The sequence below is a fragment of the Cupriavidus sp. F041 genome, assembly GCF_057814235.1.
Map to the genome: position 1 here is coordinate 3,668,257 of NZ_JBVASY010000001.1, position 16,011 is coordinate 3,684,267.

Here is a 16,011-nt window from a genome sequence, read left to right on the forward strand (position 1 = left end):
TGTCATCCCGGCCGCATGGTGGCCCGCCTTTTGCTGCGGTGACAGATCGCCCCTAATTTTCCAACTCTGCCTGTCACTGGCATCCATGTCCGAAACCGTTACCCTGCCGACCTTCCAATCTGCCCAACCCCATACGGCGGTACGCGCCAATGCGGGCGCCATGCGCCTGGGCAGGTGGTTGTGCGGCGGCATGCTGGCGGTGTGCGCGATGGCCGCGCACGCGTTCGACTTCGATACCGTGGCGGCGCGCGCGCGCCAGCTGGCCGGAACGCCTTACAAGGCGCCTGCGCAGAACCTGCCTCGCGAACTTCGCGAACTGTCCTACGAGCGTTATCGCGAGATCGAGTACAAGCCCGAGCGATTCCAGTGGCGCAATGCCAAGCTTCCCTTCGAGCTTTCGTTCTTCCATGAGGGCATGGTGTTCGACCAGCCCGTGCGCATCAACGAAGTGGTGAGCGGCAGCGCGCGCGAGATTCGTTTCGATCCGGCCGCCTTCAACTATGGCCCGCACAAGGTCGATGCCGCCAAGCTCAAGCCGCTGGGCTTCGCCGGCTTCCGGGTGCTCTATCCCCTCAACAACGCCAAGAGCAAGGACGAAGTCGTGTCCTTCCTGGGTGCCAGTTACTTCCGCGCGCTCGGCAAGGACCAATGGTATGGCCTGTCGGCGCGTGGCCTGGCGGTGGATACCGCGCTCAATTCGGGCGAGGAGTTCCCGCGTTTCGTCGAATACTGGATCGAGCGGCCTTCACCGGCGGACAAGCAACTGACCATCTATGCCCTGATGGATTCGCGCCGCATGAGCGGGGCTTATCGCATCGTGATCCGGCCGGGCGCGGAAACCGCCATGGAGGTGAAGTCGCGCCTGTTCATGCGCGAGAACGTCACCAAGCTTGGCCTGGCGCCGCTGACCAGCATGTACCTCTTTGGCGAGAACCAGCCTTCGGCGGTGCAGGACTACCGGCCCGAGGTGCATGACTCCGACGGTCTTTCGGTGCAGCTCGGCACAGGCGAATGGCTGTGGCGGCCGCTGAGCAACCCCAAGCGCCTGCTGGTGACCTCGTTCGCGGCGACCAATCCGCAGGGCTTCGGCCTGATGCAGCGCGACCGCAATTTTGGCAACTATCAGGAAATCGGCGCGTGGTACGAGCGCCGCCCGAGCGCCTGGGTGGAGCCCAAGGGCAACTGGGGTTCGGGCCGGGTCGAGCTGGTGCAGATCCCGACCCCGGACGAGACCAACGACAACATCGTGGCGTACTGGGTGCCCGACAACCCACCTAAGCCCAAACAAGCTTTCGATTTCGAATATCGCCTGCTGTGGCAGAAGGACGGCGAAAAACAGCCGCCGCTGTCGTGGGTGACACAAACGCGGCGTGGCCAGGGGCTGAGCCGCAAGCAGGACGACACCAGTTTTTCGCTGGTGGTGGATTTTGAAGGCCCAGTCTTCAAGAAACTGGCTGCGGATACCCGGATCGATCCGGTGATCTCGGCCGACAGCAACGGGGAGCTGCTGAACACTTCGACGCAGCGCAATGAGGCAACCGGCGGCTGGCGCATGATGATGGTCGTGCGCCGCAAAGACGAAAACAAACCGGTCGAATTGCGCGGCTATCTTCGCAACGGCAATACAACCCTATCCGAGACGTGGAGCTACATCTTACCCCCAGGCTAAAGCAGCGCGCGGCCCCGGCGGCATGCGAGCGCTATCTCGATCGCGTGCCGGTCTCCCCAGACCTGCGCCGCGAGCTTCTCAACAATGTCGCTGGCAGCGATGGCGCGGACCCCGGGTCGGCCATTCATTCGCTGCAGCAAAAACTCGCGGCTAAAGACGCCGGCCAGTCGCCGGCGGGCGCTGCCTACGGTTCAGTAGGGCGTCGCCTCAATCTCGCGTACGGCGCCCCGCAAGCGGCGGGCGAGCCCCTGGTGCAACGCCGTGCCGATGGCACCGTGCATATCGACACCGGCCCGGCTCCCGAGCGCGCCTCGATGGTGCCGCGGGCCTGGCCCCCGCACATCGTCACCGGTTTCCTTCGCAACCTGGGCCGGCGCGTGCTTGGCCGCCCGCCCGTGCCCGAAACCTGGGACACCTTGCATGATGGTCCCGACGCCGAGGGTAAGTGGCATCCCGCGGGCGCGCATCGCCGCTGGGTGCTGCTTGGCCTCGTGGCCGGGCAGACCGCACTGGCCACCTACTTCATGACAAAGGTGCTGCCTTATCACGGCACCGACCCGCTTGAGATCGCCGTACTGGCGCTCTTCGCTATCCTGTTCTCGTGGGTGTCCGCGGGTTTCTGGACCGCGATGATGGGTTTCCTTGTGCTGGCCAAGGGCGGCGACCGCCATCTGATTTCGCGTTCGGCAGCGGTGGACGGACCCATCGCGGAGGAGGCGCGCACGGCAGTCATCATGCCGATCTGCAACGAGGACGTGAACCGGGTCTTCGCCGGGCTGCGCGCGACCTATGAGTCGATGGAGCGCACCGGCGAACTGGCGCGCTTCGATTTCTTCGTGCTGTCCGACAGCGGCGACCCGGACCTGCGTACCGCCGAGACCGATGCGTGGATGGAAACCTGCCGCGCGGTCAATGGCTTTGGCCGAATCTTCTATCGCTGGCGCCGTCACCGCGTCAAGCGCAAGACCGGCAACGTGGCCGACTTCTGCCGCCGCTGGGGCAGTGCGTATCGCTATATGGTGGTGCTAGACGCCGATAGCGTGATGAGCGGCGAATGCCTGACCACGCTGGTCAAGCTGATGGAAGGCAACCCCGGCGCCGGCATCATCCAGACCGCACCGCTGGCAGTGGGGCGCGAGACCATGTATGCGCGGGTGCAGCAGTTCTCCACGCGCGTGTACGGTCCGCTGTTCACCGCAGGACTGCACTATTGGCAGCTTGGCGAATCGCATTACTGGGGCCACAACGCCATCATCCGCATCCAGCCCTTCATGGAGCACTGCGCGCTGGCGCCGTTGCCCGGCAAGGGGCCGCTGGCGGGGGAAATCCTGTCGCACGATTTCGTCGAGGCCGCCCTGATGCGCAGGGCCGGGTGGGGCGTGTGGATTGCCTATGATCTCGAGGGCTCCTACGAGGAACTGCCGCCGAACCTGCTTGACGAGGTCAAGCGCGATCGCCGCTGGTGCCAGGGCAACCTGATGAACTTCCGCCTGTGGATGAAGCAGGGCTTCCACGCGGTGCACCGCGCCGTGTTCCTCACTGGCGTGATGGCTTATCTGTCGGCGCCGTTGTGGTTTCTGTTCCTGGTGCTGTCCACCATCATGCTGGCCAAGCACGCACTGGTACCGCCGGAGTATTTCACGCAGCCTTACCAGTTGTTCCCGACCTGGCCCGAGTGGCATCCGGAAAAGGCGCTGGCCCTGTTCTCGGCTACCGCCACGCTGCTGTTCCTGCCCAAGGTCGCCAGCGTGCTGCTGCTGATGAAAGACTCGCGCAACTATGGCGGGCCGCTGCGCCTGGTGGCTTCGATGCTGATCGAGGTGGTGATGTCGGCCTTGCTGGCCCCCGTCCGGATGCTGTTCCACACCAAGTTCGTGGCGGCGGCATACAGCGGTTGGGGGATTACCTGGAAATCGCCTCCGCGCGAGGATGCGGAGACGACCTGGGGCGAAGCATTTCGCCGTCATGGCATGCACACCTTGCTAGGGCTTGCATGGGGCGGAGTGGTGCTGTGGCTGGATCCAAATTTTGTCTGGTGGCTGCTGCCGATCGTCGGCTCGCTGGCCTTCTCGATTCCGCTCTCGGTGTGGCTGTCGCGGGTTTCGTTTGGCCGTGCGCTGCGCCGCGCCAGGCTGTTCGTGACGCCGGAGGAGGCCACGCCGCCGCGCGAAATGGCCGCCATGCAGAAGCACGTCGAGGCCGCGGGCGAACCGCCGGCATTTATCGATGCAGTGGTCGACCCCGTGACCAACGCATTGATGTGCGCCACCGGCTCGCCCCGCGTGGTACAGCCGCAGGCCACGCAACAGGAACATGCCGCGCTGGTGCACCAGGCCCTCACCGCCGGGCCAGACGGCCTCAGCGCTGCCGAAAAGCACCTGCTGCTGGGCGATCCCTTTGCGCTGGCCAGTCTGCATGAACTGGTCTGGGGTTCGCCGCTGGCGCATTCGGGATGGAAGGAAACCCGTGTGTTGCCCCGGCGCGCTGCCAATGTGGTGCCGCTGCGGCCGCGGCTTGCCTGAGTCTTGCCAGAGGAGCGGGCGCCCGCAACGGGCGCCCACCGACCCCGGCACTCCCGGGTGTCGCGGCAAGGAAATCAAATGGTTTAGCGCAGCGCCGAAGAGCAGATGGGCGCGTTGATGTAGACGTCGCCCACGCGGCGCTCGCCCCGCTCGTTGCGCGTCATATAGCGGAACATCATGCTGATGCCCAGCTTGGTCAGGATTTCCACATCCCGGTTGGCGCAGATATTGCGCTGCAGGGGCGCGGCATAGCTGAGCTCGAAGCTGGCGAGGTCCAGCATGGGGCCTCGATACTTGGTCAGCTCAAGCTGGAACAGGATGTGTTTGCCCGGTACCGACTGGCAGCGGCGCAGGCGCGTCTCGCCATCGATTTCGATGGGCAGCGCATCGTTGAGTTGTCGGCAGGCACGCGACAGTATGTTGTCCGGCCGCGCGGTGTTGCGCAGCAATTCCGGTACGCCCGCTGCGCCGGTGTTCTGGCCAGTGGCCGCGCCCTTGAGCATTTGCGCCAGCGCATCGGCTTCGTCCACAACGACGGGTGCGGAGGCTGCGGCCCTGACTGGCGGCGTTGCCGCGCGCGCTTGCTGCGCCCACGGCAAACCGGCCGCGCCGGCGGCCAGGGTAAGTAAGACAGAAAGCAGTGCGTATCTTGTTCTCATGCAGGAAAACGTTGCCGGAAGCCGTTTCGGTGGCCGGGCTTCCGCGGTGCGTCGGGCTGCGCGATCGTCCGCCCGGGGCGGCCGACAGGCTGGCATTGTACCCTTGGCGTTACTGCGGTTGAAAGCCACGCACTCCTCCGATCCGCGGCGAAGCGAAGCCCGTTGCCGCCGGCATGTCCCGGCACCGTCGGGCCTATCATCACAGTTGCGCGCTTCCAGGCGGACGCGCGCCTGCATCATCGCCGCGCGGCGTGTCGAGTACGCGGCTTGTTACGCTATGCAACAATTACGCCTCTTACCGCTCCCGCGCCGCTCGCGTCGCTGACGCATCGGCGCAGGTGGCCATTCCGGCCGCCCCGTTGTTCCTCAGGATGTTTCGATGACTCGCTCCGCCCGCGCGCCACAGTCCGCGCGTTTCCCGCTTTGGCTCCTGGTATGCGCTTCGCTCACTGCGCTGGCGCCCCTTTCGATTGATATGTACCTGCCGAGCTTCCCTGCGCTGGCCGGCGATCTTGGGGTCGATATCGGGCGCGTGCAACTCACGCTGGGAACCTTCCTGGTGGGACTGGCGGTGGGCCAGGCCTTCTATGGCCCGATCAGCGACCGCTTTGGCCGCAAGCCGCCGCTGTACATTGGCCTGCTGTCCTATGCGCTCGCAGCGGCCGGATGCGCGCTCGCGCGCGACGTCGAGGCGCTGATGCTGTGGCGCTTCTTGCAGGCCCTGGGCGGCTGTGCGGGCATGGTAATGGCCCGTGCCGTGATCCGCGACCGGCTGGAGGCGCACGAATCCGCGCGCGCCTTCTCCTCGCTGATGCTGGTGATGGGCCTGGCGCCGATCCTGGCACCCATCATTGGCGGGGCCGTGCTCGCGGCCTTCGGCTGGCGCGCCATCTTCTGGCTGCTTTGCGCCAGCAGCCTGTTGATCCTGTGGGTGGTCCACCGGTACATGGAAGAATCGCTCGACACCGTCAATGCCATGCCACTGCGCCTTGGCCGCGTACTCGCCAACTACGGCGAGCTGCTGCGAGACCGGGGCTTCGTCGGCTATTCGCTGTCTGCCGGCTGTGCGCAAGCGGGGATGTTCGCCTATATTGCGGGGTCGCCGTTCGTGCTGATCGAGTTGCATGGCATCGATCCCTCTTATTACGGCTTCGTATTCGGCGCCAACGCGTTGGGCTTGATTGGCATGTCGCAACTTAACGCGCGCCTGGTGCGCAACCGCACGCTTGACCAGGTGCTAGGCGGCGCCCTGGTTGCGCCGTGCGCGGCAGGCCTGGCGTTGGCTGCCGCGGTGCTGGCCGGCCTGGCGCCGTTGCCGGTGCTGCTGGCCGGATTCTTTGTGTTTATCGCCAGCCTTGGATGCATCCTGCCGAACGCCTCGGCCCTGGCCATGGCGGAGCAGGGCCAGCGGGCCGGCACGGCGTCCGCGTTGATGGGGACGCTGCAATTCGGGCTGGGCACCCTGGCCGGCGCCGCGGTCAGCTTCTGGCGCGACGGCAGTGCATTGCCGCTGGCGGTAGTCATGGGTATTTGCGGTACCGGTGCGGTACTGATGCGCGTCTTCGGCCGTTCAGGCAAGCCGGCGCACAGCGCCGGCTGACTGCTGCCGCCGTAGCGTAGCGGGACGGCCTGGTTCCGCGCTTCCGGCTCCTCCCTTCGTGGCACGGTTACGTGGCCGCGCTGTTTTGCAGCACCACCAGCTGGGCTGGCATCGGCGCGGAGAATCCGGCCTCGCCAAAGCTCTCGCGGATCACGCGGTTGGTGTCGAAATACACCTGCCAGTAATGATCGGTATGGCAGTATGGACGCACGGCAAGGACGGGGCCGACCAGGTTGAATTCGAGAATCTCCACGTCGGGCGGCGGTTCGGTCAGCACGTTGGGCAGTGCGGCCATGCGTTCCTTGAGCAGCGCGGCGGCGGCGACGTGGTCGGTACTGCCGGCTAGCTGCGCCTTGAGTTCAACGCGGCGGTAGGCGTTGGCGCTGAAGTTCTGGATGGTGTCCGCGAAAATCTTGTTGTTGCCGATCACGGTCAGGACATTGTCCGGCGTATCCAGCGTGGTGCAGAACAAGCCGATCTCCCTGACCGTGCCGGTGATTCCACCCACCGTGACGAAATCGCCGACCTTGAATGGCCTCAGCACCACGAGGAAAGCTCCCGCGGCAAAGTTGGACATCAAGCCCGACCAGGCCATGCCGATGGCAACGCCGGCCGCGGCGATCAGCGCGGCGAAGGTGGTGGTCTGGATGCCGAAATAGCCCAGGATGCCGATCACCAGCACGACATTGAGCGTGACCGTGACGATGGACCCGACGTAACGCAGCAAGGTCGGATCGACCTTCTGCTTGGCCAGCGCCCCCTGCACCAGCCGCACCACGAAATGAATCAGCGACCGGCCGACCACCCAGAAGGCGAGGGCAGCAAGTATCTTGATCCCGAATTCGGTCGCATAGGCGATCACTACGTCCTGAAGCTTCTGCAGCGTTGTAGCATCCATCGCGGTTCTCCCTTGCTGGCTCGGCAGGTACACGGGCAACGAACATCATGCAGCGGATTCCCGGGCGCATCGGGGGCGAGACGCGAGTGCGGGCAACGCATTATTGCTACGCCGCGTGCGGAAGTTCAAGCACAAAATGGCCGCCACGGGCGCAGCGCGCCACTGGCGGCCAAAGGCCGGGGATCCGCAGCAGCGGATGGCGCAGGGGGCAAGCCCCCTGCGCGCCGCGGCTTACCAGTTGGTTTCGCGCTCCGGCGTGGCGGAGATGCGATGCAAGGACAGGTCCGCGCCGTTGTATTCCGATTCGGCATCGAGCCGGATGCCGACCAGCTTCTTCAATGTGCCGTAGACCACGGTGCCGCCCACCAGGGCGATGACAATGCCAAGCAGCGTGCCGATCGTCTGCGCGCCCAGGGAGACGCCACCGATGCCGCCCAGCGCCTGGCTGCCAAAGATACCGGCGGCAATGCCGCCCCAGGCGCCGCACAGCCCATGCAACGGCCAGACGCCCAGCACGTCGTCGATATGCCATTTGTTCTGGGCCAGCGTAAACAGGTAAACAAACAGCGCGCCGGCGATGGCCCCGGTCACCAGCGCACCCAGCGGATGCATCAGGTCCGAGCCCGCGCAGACCGCCACCAGGCCGGCAAGCGGGCCGTTATAGGCAAAGCCGGGGTCGTTGCGGCCCGCCGCCCAGGCGGCCAGGGTACCGCCCGCCATGGCCATCAGGGAATTGATGGCGACAAGCCCGCTGATCTTGTCGACGGTCTGCGCGCTCATGACATTGAAGCCGAACCACCCCACCGCCAGCACCCAGGCGCCCAACGCCAGGAAAGGGATATTGGAGGGCGGGTGGGCGCTGATGCGGCCGTCTTTCTGGTAGCGTCCGCGGCGCGCGCCCAGCAACAGGATTGCCGGCAGCGCGATCCAGCCGCCCATGGCGTGGACCACGACGGAGCCGGCGAAGTCGTGGAATGGCACGCCCGCGACGGAGGTGATCCAGTCTTGCACGCCGAACCGGTTGTTCCAGGCGATGCCTTCGAAGAAGGGATACACAAGGCCAACCAGGACGAAGGTTGCCACCAGTTGCGGATTGAAACGCGAGCGCTCGGCAATCCCGCCGGAAATAATGGCGGGAATGGCGGCCGCAAAGGTTGCCAGGAAAAAGAACTTCACCAGTTCATAGCCGCTTCGTTGCGCCAGTTCATGGGCGCTGGTAAAGAATTCGACCCCATACGCCACGGTGTAGCCGATGAAGAAATAGGCGATGGTGGAAATGGCGAAATCCACCAATATCTTGACCAGGGCGTTGACCTGGTTCTTCTTGCGCACCGTGCCTAACTCAAGAAACGCAAAGCCCGCGTGCATAGCGAGCACCATGATCGCCCCCAGCAGGATGAACAGGGCGTCGGTGCCGCTTTTCCAATTGTCCATACATTCCTCATGCTCAAAATGGGAGCACTGGTATGCAAAAAGCATTCCAGTGTGGGGCATCCTGGCGGGGAATCTGCACCGTGTTGGGTGCTTTTGCACCGGATTGTCGCGCCTGCGGGGGCTGTCCCGGTGATAACAGCGAGGGCGATCGCCTTGCGGTCCCTATGGCGACAGACAAAAGCCTGCGCCAAAATGATGCATCGCATTGATTTGGGGCGTAGCCCCTTACAACCATGCACCATAATGGGATATTGCAGCGCTCTTGCCCAGAACCAGGGCATGCCGCCGCCTGTGATCCTCGCATCGCACCGGCGGTGGTAGCGAGCCGACGAAGCAAAGCCGCATCGCGCAGCAAGGGATGCGCGTTGCCCGTACGCGCGTTCGAATTCTTCCTAGCGTCAGCGAGCGCATTTGAAACGGCGGAAAAGGGGGGGTAAATTCCCCGCAAAGGCGCTTGACTCAAGGATTTGCGGCTTTTTTCGTTGCATTGGTGCCACTGGGGATTGCCCAATGCGCAAAGCGCGGATTAGACTGCGCCGATCGGTAATTTGCCGCGTGGCAGACACTCCGATCAAGACGACCAACAAGGGAAATCAGCCATGAATAAAGGTGAACTGGTATCTGCCATCGCCGCGGACGCCGAATTGAGCAATGCAGCGGCAGAGCGCGCACTGAATGCGGCTCTGGACAACATTAAGAAGGCAGTTGCCAAGGGTGATTCAGTAACGCTGGTGGGTTTCGGCAGCTTCAGCTCCGGCAAGCGCGCCGCGCGGACCGGCCGCAATCCGCGTACTGGCGAGACCATCAAGATTCCGGCCGCAAAGACGGTCAAGTTCTCTGCCGGCCAAGGGTTCAAGGACGCTGTGAACAAGAAGAAGTAAGCAGTCTGCGCCTTGAGCGCTGATACGAAGGCGGCCCGAAAGGCCGCTTTTTTGTTGGCACCGGGGTGCGCCGGGACGTGCTCCGCCACAAGGCACGGGGCCCGTTCCGGGTTAAACTGCCGATCGTCGGCACCAGCCTTTCGACCCGCTTCGTGGGTCCGCCCGGCCGCTTCCAGATTCCGGATTTCATCATGAACGACCTGTCCCACCAGCTTTCCATGACCGTGCTGATGACGCCGGACATGGCCAATTTCTCCGGCAATGTGCACGGCGGCACCATCCTCAAGTATCTCGACATGGTGGCTTATGCCTGTGCCAGCCGCTACGCGGGGCGCTATGTCGTGACCTTGTCGGTGGACCAGGTCGTATTTCGCCAGCCCATCCACGTGGGAGAACTGGTGACCTTCCTGGCAGCAGTCAATTTCACCGGGCGCAGCTCCATGGAGATCGGCATCAAGGTCATCACCGAGAACATCCGCAGCAAGCTCGTGCGCCATACCAATAGCTGCTATTTCACCATGGTGGCGGTGGACGATAATGGCGCCCCGGCCGAGGTGCCGGCGCTGGTGCCGCGCGACGAGGTCGAGCGCCAGCGCTTTGCCGCGGCCCAGCTGCGCCGCCAGCTTCGCCAGGAAATGGAAAAACGGCACGACGAAATCACGGGCAAGGTGCCCTGAGGTGGAAGGGGCACGCATGCATACCAGCCTGATGCGCCTGCTAGCGGCGCTGGCGCTGCTGGCGCCGGCCGCGCATGCCGAGGAGATCGGCAGCGTGAGCACCAATTTCCGCATGACCGGCTCCGACAAGGTGGTGATCGAGGCTTATGACGATCCGATGGTGCAGGGCGTGACGTGCTATGTCTCGCGTGCCCGCACCGGTGGCATCAAGGGATCGCTGGGCATGGCCGAAGATCCGCCCGAAAGCTCGATCGCCTGCCGCCAGGTCGGGCCGATCACGTTCAAGGGCCCGCTGCGCCAGCAGGACAATGTATTTTCCGAACGCATGTCGATCCTGTTCAAGACCTTGCACGTGGTGCGCACGGTCGACCGCAAGCGCAATACCCTGGTCTACCTGACCTACTCGGACCGTATCGTTTCCGGCAGCCCGCAGAACAGCGTGACCGCGGTGCCGGTGGCGGCGGAAACGCCGATTCCGGTCAAATAGCCTGCAACCAAGAATCCCATCCGGAGAAGACAGCATGAGTCAGCAAGGCAAGGTAGCGCTGGTCACGGGCGCCGCCCGTGGCATCGGCAAGGCGGTGGCGCAGGCGCTGCTGGTGGCGGGCTACCGGGTGGTGTTCGCCGGGCGTACCGCCGAGCCGCTCCAGGCGCTGGCCGCGCAAGCCCGGGCCGATGGCCATACGGCGCTGGCGGTGCAGTGCGATGTCAGCAATCCGGCTTCGGTGGATCACCTGTTCGCGCAGGTCCGCGAACAGTTCGGCCGGCTCGACGTGCTGTTCAACAATGCCGGCATCAATGCGCCGGCGGTGTCGATCGACGAGTTGTCGGTGGAGCAATGGAAGGCGGTGCTGGACACCAACCTGACCGGCGTCTTCCTGTGCTCGCGCGCCGCCTTTGCGCTGATGAAGTCGCAGAGCCCGCGCGGCGGCCGCATTATCAACAACGGCTCCATCTCGGCGCACGCGCCGCGCCCCAATACGGTCCCGTATACGGCCACCAAGCACGCCATCACCGGGCTGACCAAGAGCCTCTCGCTGGATGGCCGCGCCTTCGATATCGCTTGCGGGCAGATCGACATCGGCAACGCCGCCACCGACATGGCTTCGCGCATGGCGCGCGGCGTGCCCCAGGCCAATGGCGAGATCGCCCCCGAGCCGCTGATGGACGTGGCGCACGTAGCCAGTTCGGTAGTCCATATGGCCAACCTGCCGCTCGATGCGAATGTGCAGTTCATGACCGTGATGGCCACCAAAATGCCCTTCGTCGGCCGCGGCTGAACATCGCCCAAGCGCCTTGCCCGCCCTGACGCCGGCAAGGCTGGCTGCTAGTTGGCAAGCTGCGCCAGCGCCTCGCTTTCGGCCCCGCAGTCGCCGGCGGGCTTCAGGCCCTTGGCGCGGACTTCGGCAAGCTCCGCCTTGGCTGCCGCCAGATCCGCACGGAAAGCGGGGTCGGCATGCAGCCGCGCCACGGTGGCTGCGCCCATGATGCGGCCCTGCATCGCATCGCTTTGCCAGTGCACATTGCAGACCAGCCGGCTCCGCCCATAAGCCAGCCCGCGCGCCAGGATCGCATTGGACTGTTGGGGCGCGATTTCCGCCAGGATCAGTGCCCATGCCCAGCCAACGGCGTTATGCCCTGACGGGTAGGAGCCGTCCTTGGAAAGCATGGGCTCTTCGGCGGGCGTGCAAGTCGGCTGGTGGTTGACCATGAAGGGCCGGGCGCGCGCATATTTGTCTTTTACGCCGTAGGTGGATAGTCCCGCATCGGCCAGGGTCCGGCGCAGCAGCAGGTAGAGCCTGGGCGTCTGCCCCTGCGATACCGGTGCATCGTAAGCGCGATTTTCTCCGCACGTAGCGTTGACGCCCCGAAAGGCGCAGGATTGTGCCCACGATTTTTTTCGTGGGCACAATTCATGGACGATAGCGATTTTGACTTCCTGCCGCTGCGAGTGACCAATGTCGGCGCCAACGGGAAACGCAGCTACGACAGGCAGGGCAAGCGAAGATTGATCGAGGCTTGCCTTGAACCCGGCGTATCGGTTGCCAGCATGGCGATCCGAGCCCGGGTGAACACGAACCAATTGTGGCGCTGGGTCAAGCAGTACAAAGCAGAAAGACAAGGTGGTATTGACATGGATAGCGCCGTCGAAGGCGCGCCATCGGCCTTCGTTCCGGTAGTAGAGGTTCGCGGCGTACCTCCTCAAGCCCAGCGGTCACGGCCGGCATCGCCGGAATCGACATCTGTTCCCGTGCCGCAATCTTCATCTTCGCCACAATTGGCACGCCTGTCGGCACGGCTGCCAAACGGCGTAACCATCGAGCTCGAATGCACACCGAAAGATGGGACGCTCGTGAAGGCGATGATCGCGGCGCTGGGGGACACCTGATGTTCCGCCTCGACGCTGACCTGCGGGTCTATCTGCACCGCGAGCCTATCGACTTCCGGGCCGGCCTGAACAGTCTGGTGACGTTGGTCGAGCAGTCGATGCAACTCGATCCGTTCGCCCGGGCCGTCTTCGCGTTCCATAACCGCGGCCGCAATCGGGTCAAGCTTCTGCTCTATGACCGCTCCGGATTCTGGCTCCTGATGAAGCGTTTGGAAGCAGACCACTTCGCCTGGCCACGCCGCCAGCAGGCGGTGATGGAACTCACCACCGAGCAACTGCACTGGCTGCTTGAAGGTATCGACATCGAAGCCGTTCGCCGACACCCTTCGCGGCGCTACCGGCACGCGAGCTGAGTCAGCGTGAGGGAGGCCAGGGTGCGGGCTCTGGCCATAGGCTTCGCGAGGCGGCTGCTCGCCAGGGGATTGGCCGATACCATTGATATGGATTCGACGTAAACCTGTTGGCGATGCGATTGCACTATCGTGAATGGCATGCCTGCACATGACCTCATCCCTGATCTGCCGCCTGACGTCCAGGCCTATATCCGAGAACTCGAGAAGAAGAATCTGGATCTCGAGTCGCTAGCCCAGCAACTCTCGCAGCGTATCGAGCAGCTCGAAGAGCAGTTCCGCCTCGCGCAGCTCAAACGCTACGCGCCGAGCAGCGAGAAGCTCAAGGATCGGGTGTTTGACGAAGCCGAGCAGATCGCCGCGACAGAACCTGCTGGCGACGATCCCGATGACGCGTTCACGCTGCCCGATACGGGACTTCCGGAAGTCGATGAGTCTGCACACCGCAAGCGGGGACGCAAGCCGCTGCCGGCGTCGTTGCCGCGCCAGCGCATCGAGTACGACCTGCCCGAGGAACAGAAAATCTGTCCATGCTGCCAGAGCCCGCTGCATCGCATGGGCGAGGAGACGAGCGAGCAGTTGCACATCGAGGTAAAGGCCTCGGTGTTGCAGCACGTACGGTTCAAATACGCGTGCCGCCATTGCGAGCGCAACGCGGAGCGCACGCCGATCGTGGTCGCGCCGATGCCAGTACAACCGCTGCCAGGTAGCAACGCGAGTCCGGCGATGATCGCGACGGTGACGACCGGCAAGTACGTGGATGGCACGCCGCTATACCGGATGGAAGACGCGCTGGCCCGTGCGGGCATTCCGGCGGGCCGCGGCACGCTGGCGAACTGGATCATCAGGCCTGCCGAACTGCACTACAGCCGGTTGTACGAGGCGATGCGCCAGACGCTGCTGTCGCAGCCGCTGATCCACGGCGACGAGACGACGGTGCAAGTGCTCAAGGAAGAAGGCAAGACCGCGCAGAGCAAGAGTTACATGTGGCTCTACAGAAGCGCACAGGACTGCGAACAGCCTGTGGTGCTGTTCGACTACCAGCCGGGGCGTGGTCAGCAATATCCGCAGGCGTTTCTCGCCGGCTACGAAGGCATGCTGATGACCGACGGCTACAGCGCCTGGCGCACGCTCAAAGCCGTCACGCACTTCGGGTGTCTTGCACATTCGAGACGACTGTTCGTCGACGCGCACAAGGGCCAGAAGAAGCCCGGCGGTCGCGCACAGCAGGCGCTCGAGTACTTCAAGGCGCTGTATCAGGTCGAGACACTTGCTCGCAGAGAACTGCCAGAGGGCGAGACACGGGCCGGCTACACCTACCGACTGCGGCAGGAACACAGCGTACCGCTACTGGAGGCGCTCAGGAAATGGCTGGACGAACTGGCACCGCAGGTTCTGCCTGAAAGTCTGCTGGGCAAGGCGATCAGCTACACGCGCAATCAGTGGGAATACCTCAGCCGCTATGTTATCGATGGGCGTGCACCCCTCGATAACAACGTGATAGAGCGCGACGTGAGACCCTTTGCAACCGCGCGAAAGGCATGGCTCTTTGCAGACACGGTTGCCGGTGCGAAGGCGAGCGCGACGATCTACAGCCTGATGCTCACGTGCCGCGCCTGCAACGTCGAGCCGTATGCGTATCTGCTTCACGTTCTCACCGAGCTGCCGCAGCGTGCGGCGGACGCCGACATCAGCGACCTGCTGCCGTTCAACTACGCCAGCCAGCAGAGCGCAATGACGAACCCCGGTTGATGACATGACAGGGCGCCGGCACTGCCCCGGCGCGCGATTCCTGGTACCTCCATCGGACATTGCCGATCCTGCTCGAGCGTCGCAATAGGGCCGAGCCCGCCTGTTCGCCGAGAACGACTCTCAATACAGTGTGCTGAATTGCGCGGTTACGGTTGTACGAGGCGATGCGCCAGACGCTGCTGTCGCAGCCGCTGATCCACGGCGACGAGACGACGGTGCAAGTGCTCAAGGAAGAAGGCAAGACCGCGCAGAGCAAGAGTTACATGTGGCTCTACAGAAGCGCACAGGACTGCGAACAGCCTGTGGTGCTGTTCGACTACCAGCCGGGGCGTGGTCAGCAATATCCGCAGGCGTTTCTCGCCGGCTACGAAGGCATGCTGATGACCGACGGCTACAGCGCCTGGCGCACGCTCAAAGCCGTCACGCACTTCGGGTGTCTTGCACATTCGAGACGACTGTTCGTCGACGCGCACAAGGGCCAGAAGAAGCCCGGCGGTCGCGCACAGCAGGCGCTCGAGTACTTCAAGGCGCTGTATCAGGTCGAGACACTTGCTCGCAGAGAACTGCCAGAGGGCGAGACACGGGCCGGCTACACCTACCGACTGCGGCAGGAACACAGCGTACCGCTACTGGAGGCGCTCAGGAAATGGCTGGACGAACTGGCACCGCAGGTTCTGCCTGAAAGTCTGCTGGGCAAGGCGATCAGCTACACGCGCAATCAGTGGGAATACCTCAGCCGCTATGTTATCGATGGGCGTGCACCCCTCGATAACAACGTGATAGAGCGCGACGTGAGACCCTTTGCAACCGCGCGAAAGGCATGGCTCTTTGCAGACACGGTTGCCGGTGCGAAGGCGAGCGCGACGATCTACAGCCTGATGCTCACGTGCCGCGCCTGCAACGTCGAGCCGTATGCGTATCTGCTTCACGTTCTCACCGAGCTGCCGCAGCGTGCGGCGGACGCCGACATCAGCGACCTGCTGCCGTTCAACTACGCCAGCCAGCAGAGCGCAATGACGAACCCCGGTTGATGACATGACAGGGCGCCGGCACTGCCCCGGCGCGCGATTCCTGGTACCTCCATCGGACATTGCCGATCCTGCTCGAGCGTCGCAATAGGGCCGAGCCCGCCTGTTCACCGAGAACGACTCTCAATACAGTGTGCTGAATTGCGCGGTTA

14 protein-coding genes and 1 pseudogene are annotated in these 16,011 nt (G+C 64.0%); 11 read left to right on the forward strand and 4 right to left on the reverse strand.

What is annotated here, in order from left to right; all coding sequences use genetic code 11:
* Nucleotides 1–85: 85 nt before the first annotated feature.
* Nucleotides 86–1,669, forward strand: a complete 1,584-nt coding sequence (locus tag ACZY0R_RS16910; protein ID WP_488859448.1) for a glucan biosynthesis protein G — start codon at nt 86–88, stop codon at nt 1,667–1,669.
* A complete protein-coding gene (gene mdoH / locus ACZY0R_RS16915) occupies nt 1,642–4,191 on the forward strand; it encodes a glucans biosynthesis glucosyltransferase MdoH (protein ID WP_488859449.1) in 2,550 nt (849 codons plus the stop codon). Before ACZY0R_RS16910 ends, mdoH begins: the two co-directional genes overlap by 28 nt.
* A gap of 83 nt (nt 4,192–4,274) precedes the next feature.
* Here the strand turns inward: mdoH and ACZY0R_RS16920 are convergent, their stop codons facing one another.
* On the reverse strand, nt 4,275–4,850 hold the full coding sequence (locus tag ACZY0R_RS16920; protein ID WP_488859450.1) for a hypothetical protein: 576 nt from the start codon (nt 4,848–4,850) through the stop codon (nt 4,275–4,277).
* Between the two features lie 379 nt (nt 4,851–5,229).
* Here ACZY0R_RS16920 and ACZY0R_RS16925 point away from each other — a divergent pair, with 379 nt between their 5' ends.
* On the forward strand, nt 5,230–6,450 hold the full coding sequence (locus ACZY0R_RS16925; protein WP_488859451.1) for a Bcr/CflA family multidrug efflux MFS transporter: 1,221 nt from the start codon (nt 5,230–5,232) through the stop codon (nt 6,448–6,450).
* 67 nt (nt 6,451–6,517) lie between these two features.
* Here ACZY0R_RS16925 and ACZY0R_RS16930 read toward each other — a convergent pair whose 3' ends face one another.
* Nucleotides 6,518–7,348 (reverse strand): mechanosensitive ion channel family protein, encoded by an 831-nt coding sequence (locus ACZY0R_RS16930; protein WP_488859452.1) that lies wholly within the window; start codon nt 7,346–7,348, stop codon nt 6,518–6,520.
* 231 nt (nt 7,349–7,579) lie between these two features.
* A complete protein-coding gene (locus ACZY0R_RS16935; protein WP_045239764.1) occupies nt 7,580–8,782 on the reverse strand; it encodes an ammonium transporter in 1,203 nt (400 codons plus the stop codon).
* Between the two features lie 599 nt (nt 8,783–9,381).
* On the opposite strand from ACZY0R_RS16935, the gene ACZY0R_RS16940 reads away from it, so the two are divergent.
* The 4 genes from ACZY0R_RS16940 (at nt 9,382) to ACZY0R_RS16955 (ending at nt 11,620) form a co-directional block, all read left to right on the forward strand.
* On the forward strand, nt 9,382–9,663 hold the full coding sequence (locus tag ACZY0R_RS16940; protein ID WP_017226623.1) for an HU family DNA-binding protein: 282 nt from the start codon (nt 9,382–9,384) through the stop codon (nt 9,661–9,663).
* Nucleotides 9,664–9,854: 191 nt separating this feature from the next.
* Entirely contained in the window at nt 9,855–10,340 is a 486-nt protein-coding gene (locus ACZY0R_RS16945; protein ID WP_045239810.1) for an acyl-CoA thioesterase, read from the forward strand.
* Between the two features lie 16 nt (nt 10,341–10,356).
* Nucleotides 10,357–10,827 (forward strand): CreA family protein, encoded by a 471-nt coding sequence (locus ACZY0R_RS16950; protein WP_156177204.1) that lies wholly within the window; start codon nt 10,357–10,359, stop codon nt 10,825–10,827.
* A 34-nt stretch (nt 10,828–10,861) separates the two neighbouring features.
* A complete protein-coding gene (locus tag ACZY0R_RS16955) occupies nt 10,862–11,620 on the forward strand; it encodes an SDR family oxidoreductase (protein ID WP_488859453.1) in 759 nt (252 codons plus the stop codon).
* 47 nt (nt 11,621–11,667) lie between these two features.
* Here ACZY0R_RS16955 and ACZY0R_RS16960 read toward each other — a convergent pair whose 3' ends face one another.
* On the reverse strand, nt 11,668–12,252 hold the full coding sequence (locus ACZY0R_RS16960) for an acid phosphatase (protein ID WP_488859454.1): 585 nt from the start codon (nt 12,250–12,252) through the stop codon (nt 11,668–11,670).
* A 3-nt stretch (nt 12,253–12,255) separates the two neighbouring features.
* Here ACZY0R_RS16960 and tnpA point away from each other — a divergent pair, with 3 nt between their 5' ends.
* From tnpA to tnpC (ACZY0R_RS16980), 4 genes and pseudogenes are all read left to right on the forward strand, one after another.
* The gene (tnpA, locus tag ACZY0R_RS16965) at nt 12,256–12,729 is read left to right on the forward strand and encodes an IS66-like element accessory protein TnpA (RefSeq protein WP_488856667.1); all 474 of its coding nucleotides are present in this window, start codon (nt 12,256–12,258) and stop codon (nt 12,727–12,729) included.
* Entirely contained in the window at nt 12,729–13,082 is a 354-nt protein-coding gene (gene tnpB, locus ACZY0R_RS16970) for an IS66 family insertion sequence element accessory protein TnpB (RefSeq protein ID WP_488856668.1), read from the forward strand. The genes tnpA and tnpB overlap by 1 nt, the downstream gene beginning before the upstream one ends.
* A gap of 138 nt (nt 13,083–13,220) precedes the next feature.
* A complete protein-coding gene (gene tnpC, locus ACZY0R_RS16975; protein ID WP_488856669.1) occupies nt 13,221–14,831 on the forward strand; it encodes an IS66 family transposase in 1,611 nt (536 codons plus the stop codon).
* Nucleotides 14,832–14,980: 149 nt separating this feature from the next.
* Nucleotides 14,981–15,862 (forward strand): annotated as a pseudogene (gene tnpC / locus ACZY0R_RS16980) (IS66 family transposase); the annotation flags it as partial.
* Nucleotides 15,863–16,011: the final 149 nt, after the last annotated feature.

Bases quoted from the DNA above. Each gene is read 5' to 3' on its own strand.
- ACZY0R_RS16945 (WP_045239810.1), top strand. From the start codon at position 9,855: ATGAACGACCTGTCCCACCAGCTTTCCATGACCGTGCTGATGACGCCG.
- ACZY0R_RS16920 (WP_488859450.1), bottom strand. From the start codon at position 4,850: ATGAGAACAAGATACGCACTGCTTTCTGTCTTACTTACCCTGGCCGCC.
- ACZY0R_RS16940 (WP_017226623.1), top strand. From the start codon at position 9,382: ATGAATAAAGGTGAACTGGTATCTGCCATCGCCGCGGACGCCGAATTG.
- ACZY0R_RS16935 (WP_045239764.1), bottom strand. From the start codon at position 8,782: ATGGACAATTGGAAAAGCGGCACCGACGCCCTGTTCATCCTGCTGGGG.
- ACZY0R_RS16925 (WP_488859451.1), top strand. From the start codon at position 5,230: ATGACTCGCTCCGCCCGCGCGCCACAGTCCGCGCGTTTCCCGCTTTGG.
- ACZY0R_RS16950 (WP_156177204.1), top strand. From the start codon at position 10,357: ATGCATACCAGCCTGATGCGCCTGCTAGCGGCGCTGGCGCTGCTGGCG.
- ACZY0R_RS16930 (WP_488859452.1), bottom strand. From the start codon at position 7,348: ATGGATGCTACAACGCTGCAGAAGCTTCAGGACGTAGTGATCGCCTAT.
- tnpC (WP_488856669.1), top strand. From the start codon at position 13,221: ATGCCTGCACATGACCTCATCCCTGATCTGCCGCCTGACGTCCAGGCC.
- tnpB (WP_488856668.1), top strand. From the start codon at position 12,729: ATGTTCCGCCTCGACGCTGACCTGCGGGTCTATCTGCACCGCGAGCCT.
- tnpA (WP_488856667.1), top strand. From the start codon at position 12,256: ATGGACGATAGCGATTTTGACTTCCTGCCGCTGCGAGTGACCAATGTC.
- ACZY0R_RS16910 (WP_488859448.1), top strand. From the start codon at position 86: ATGTCCGAAACCGTTACCCTGCCGACCTTCCAATCTGCCCAACCCCAT.
- ACZY0R_RS16955 (WP_488859453.1), top strand. From the start codon at position 10,862: ATGAGTCAGCAAGGCAAGGTAGCGCTGGTCACGGGCGCCGCCCGTGGC.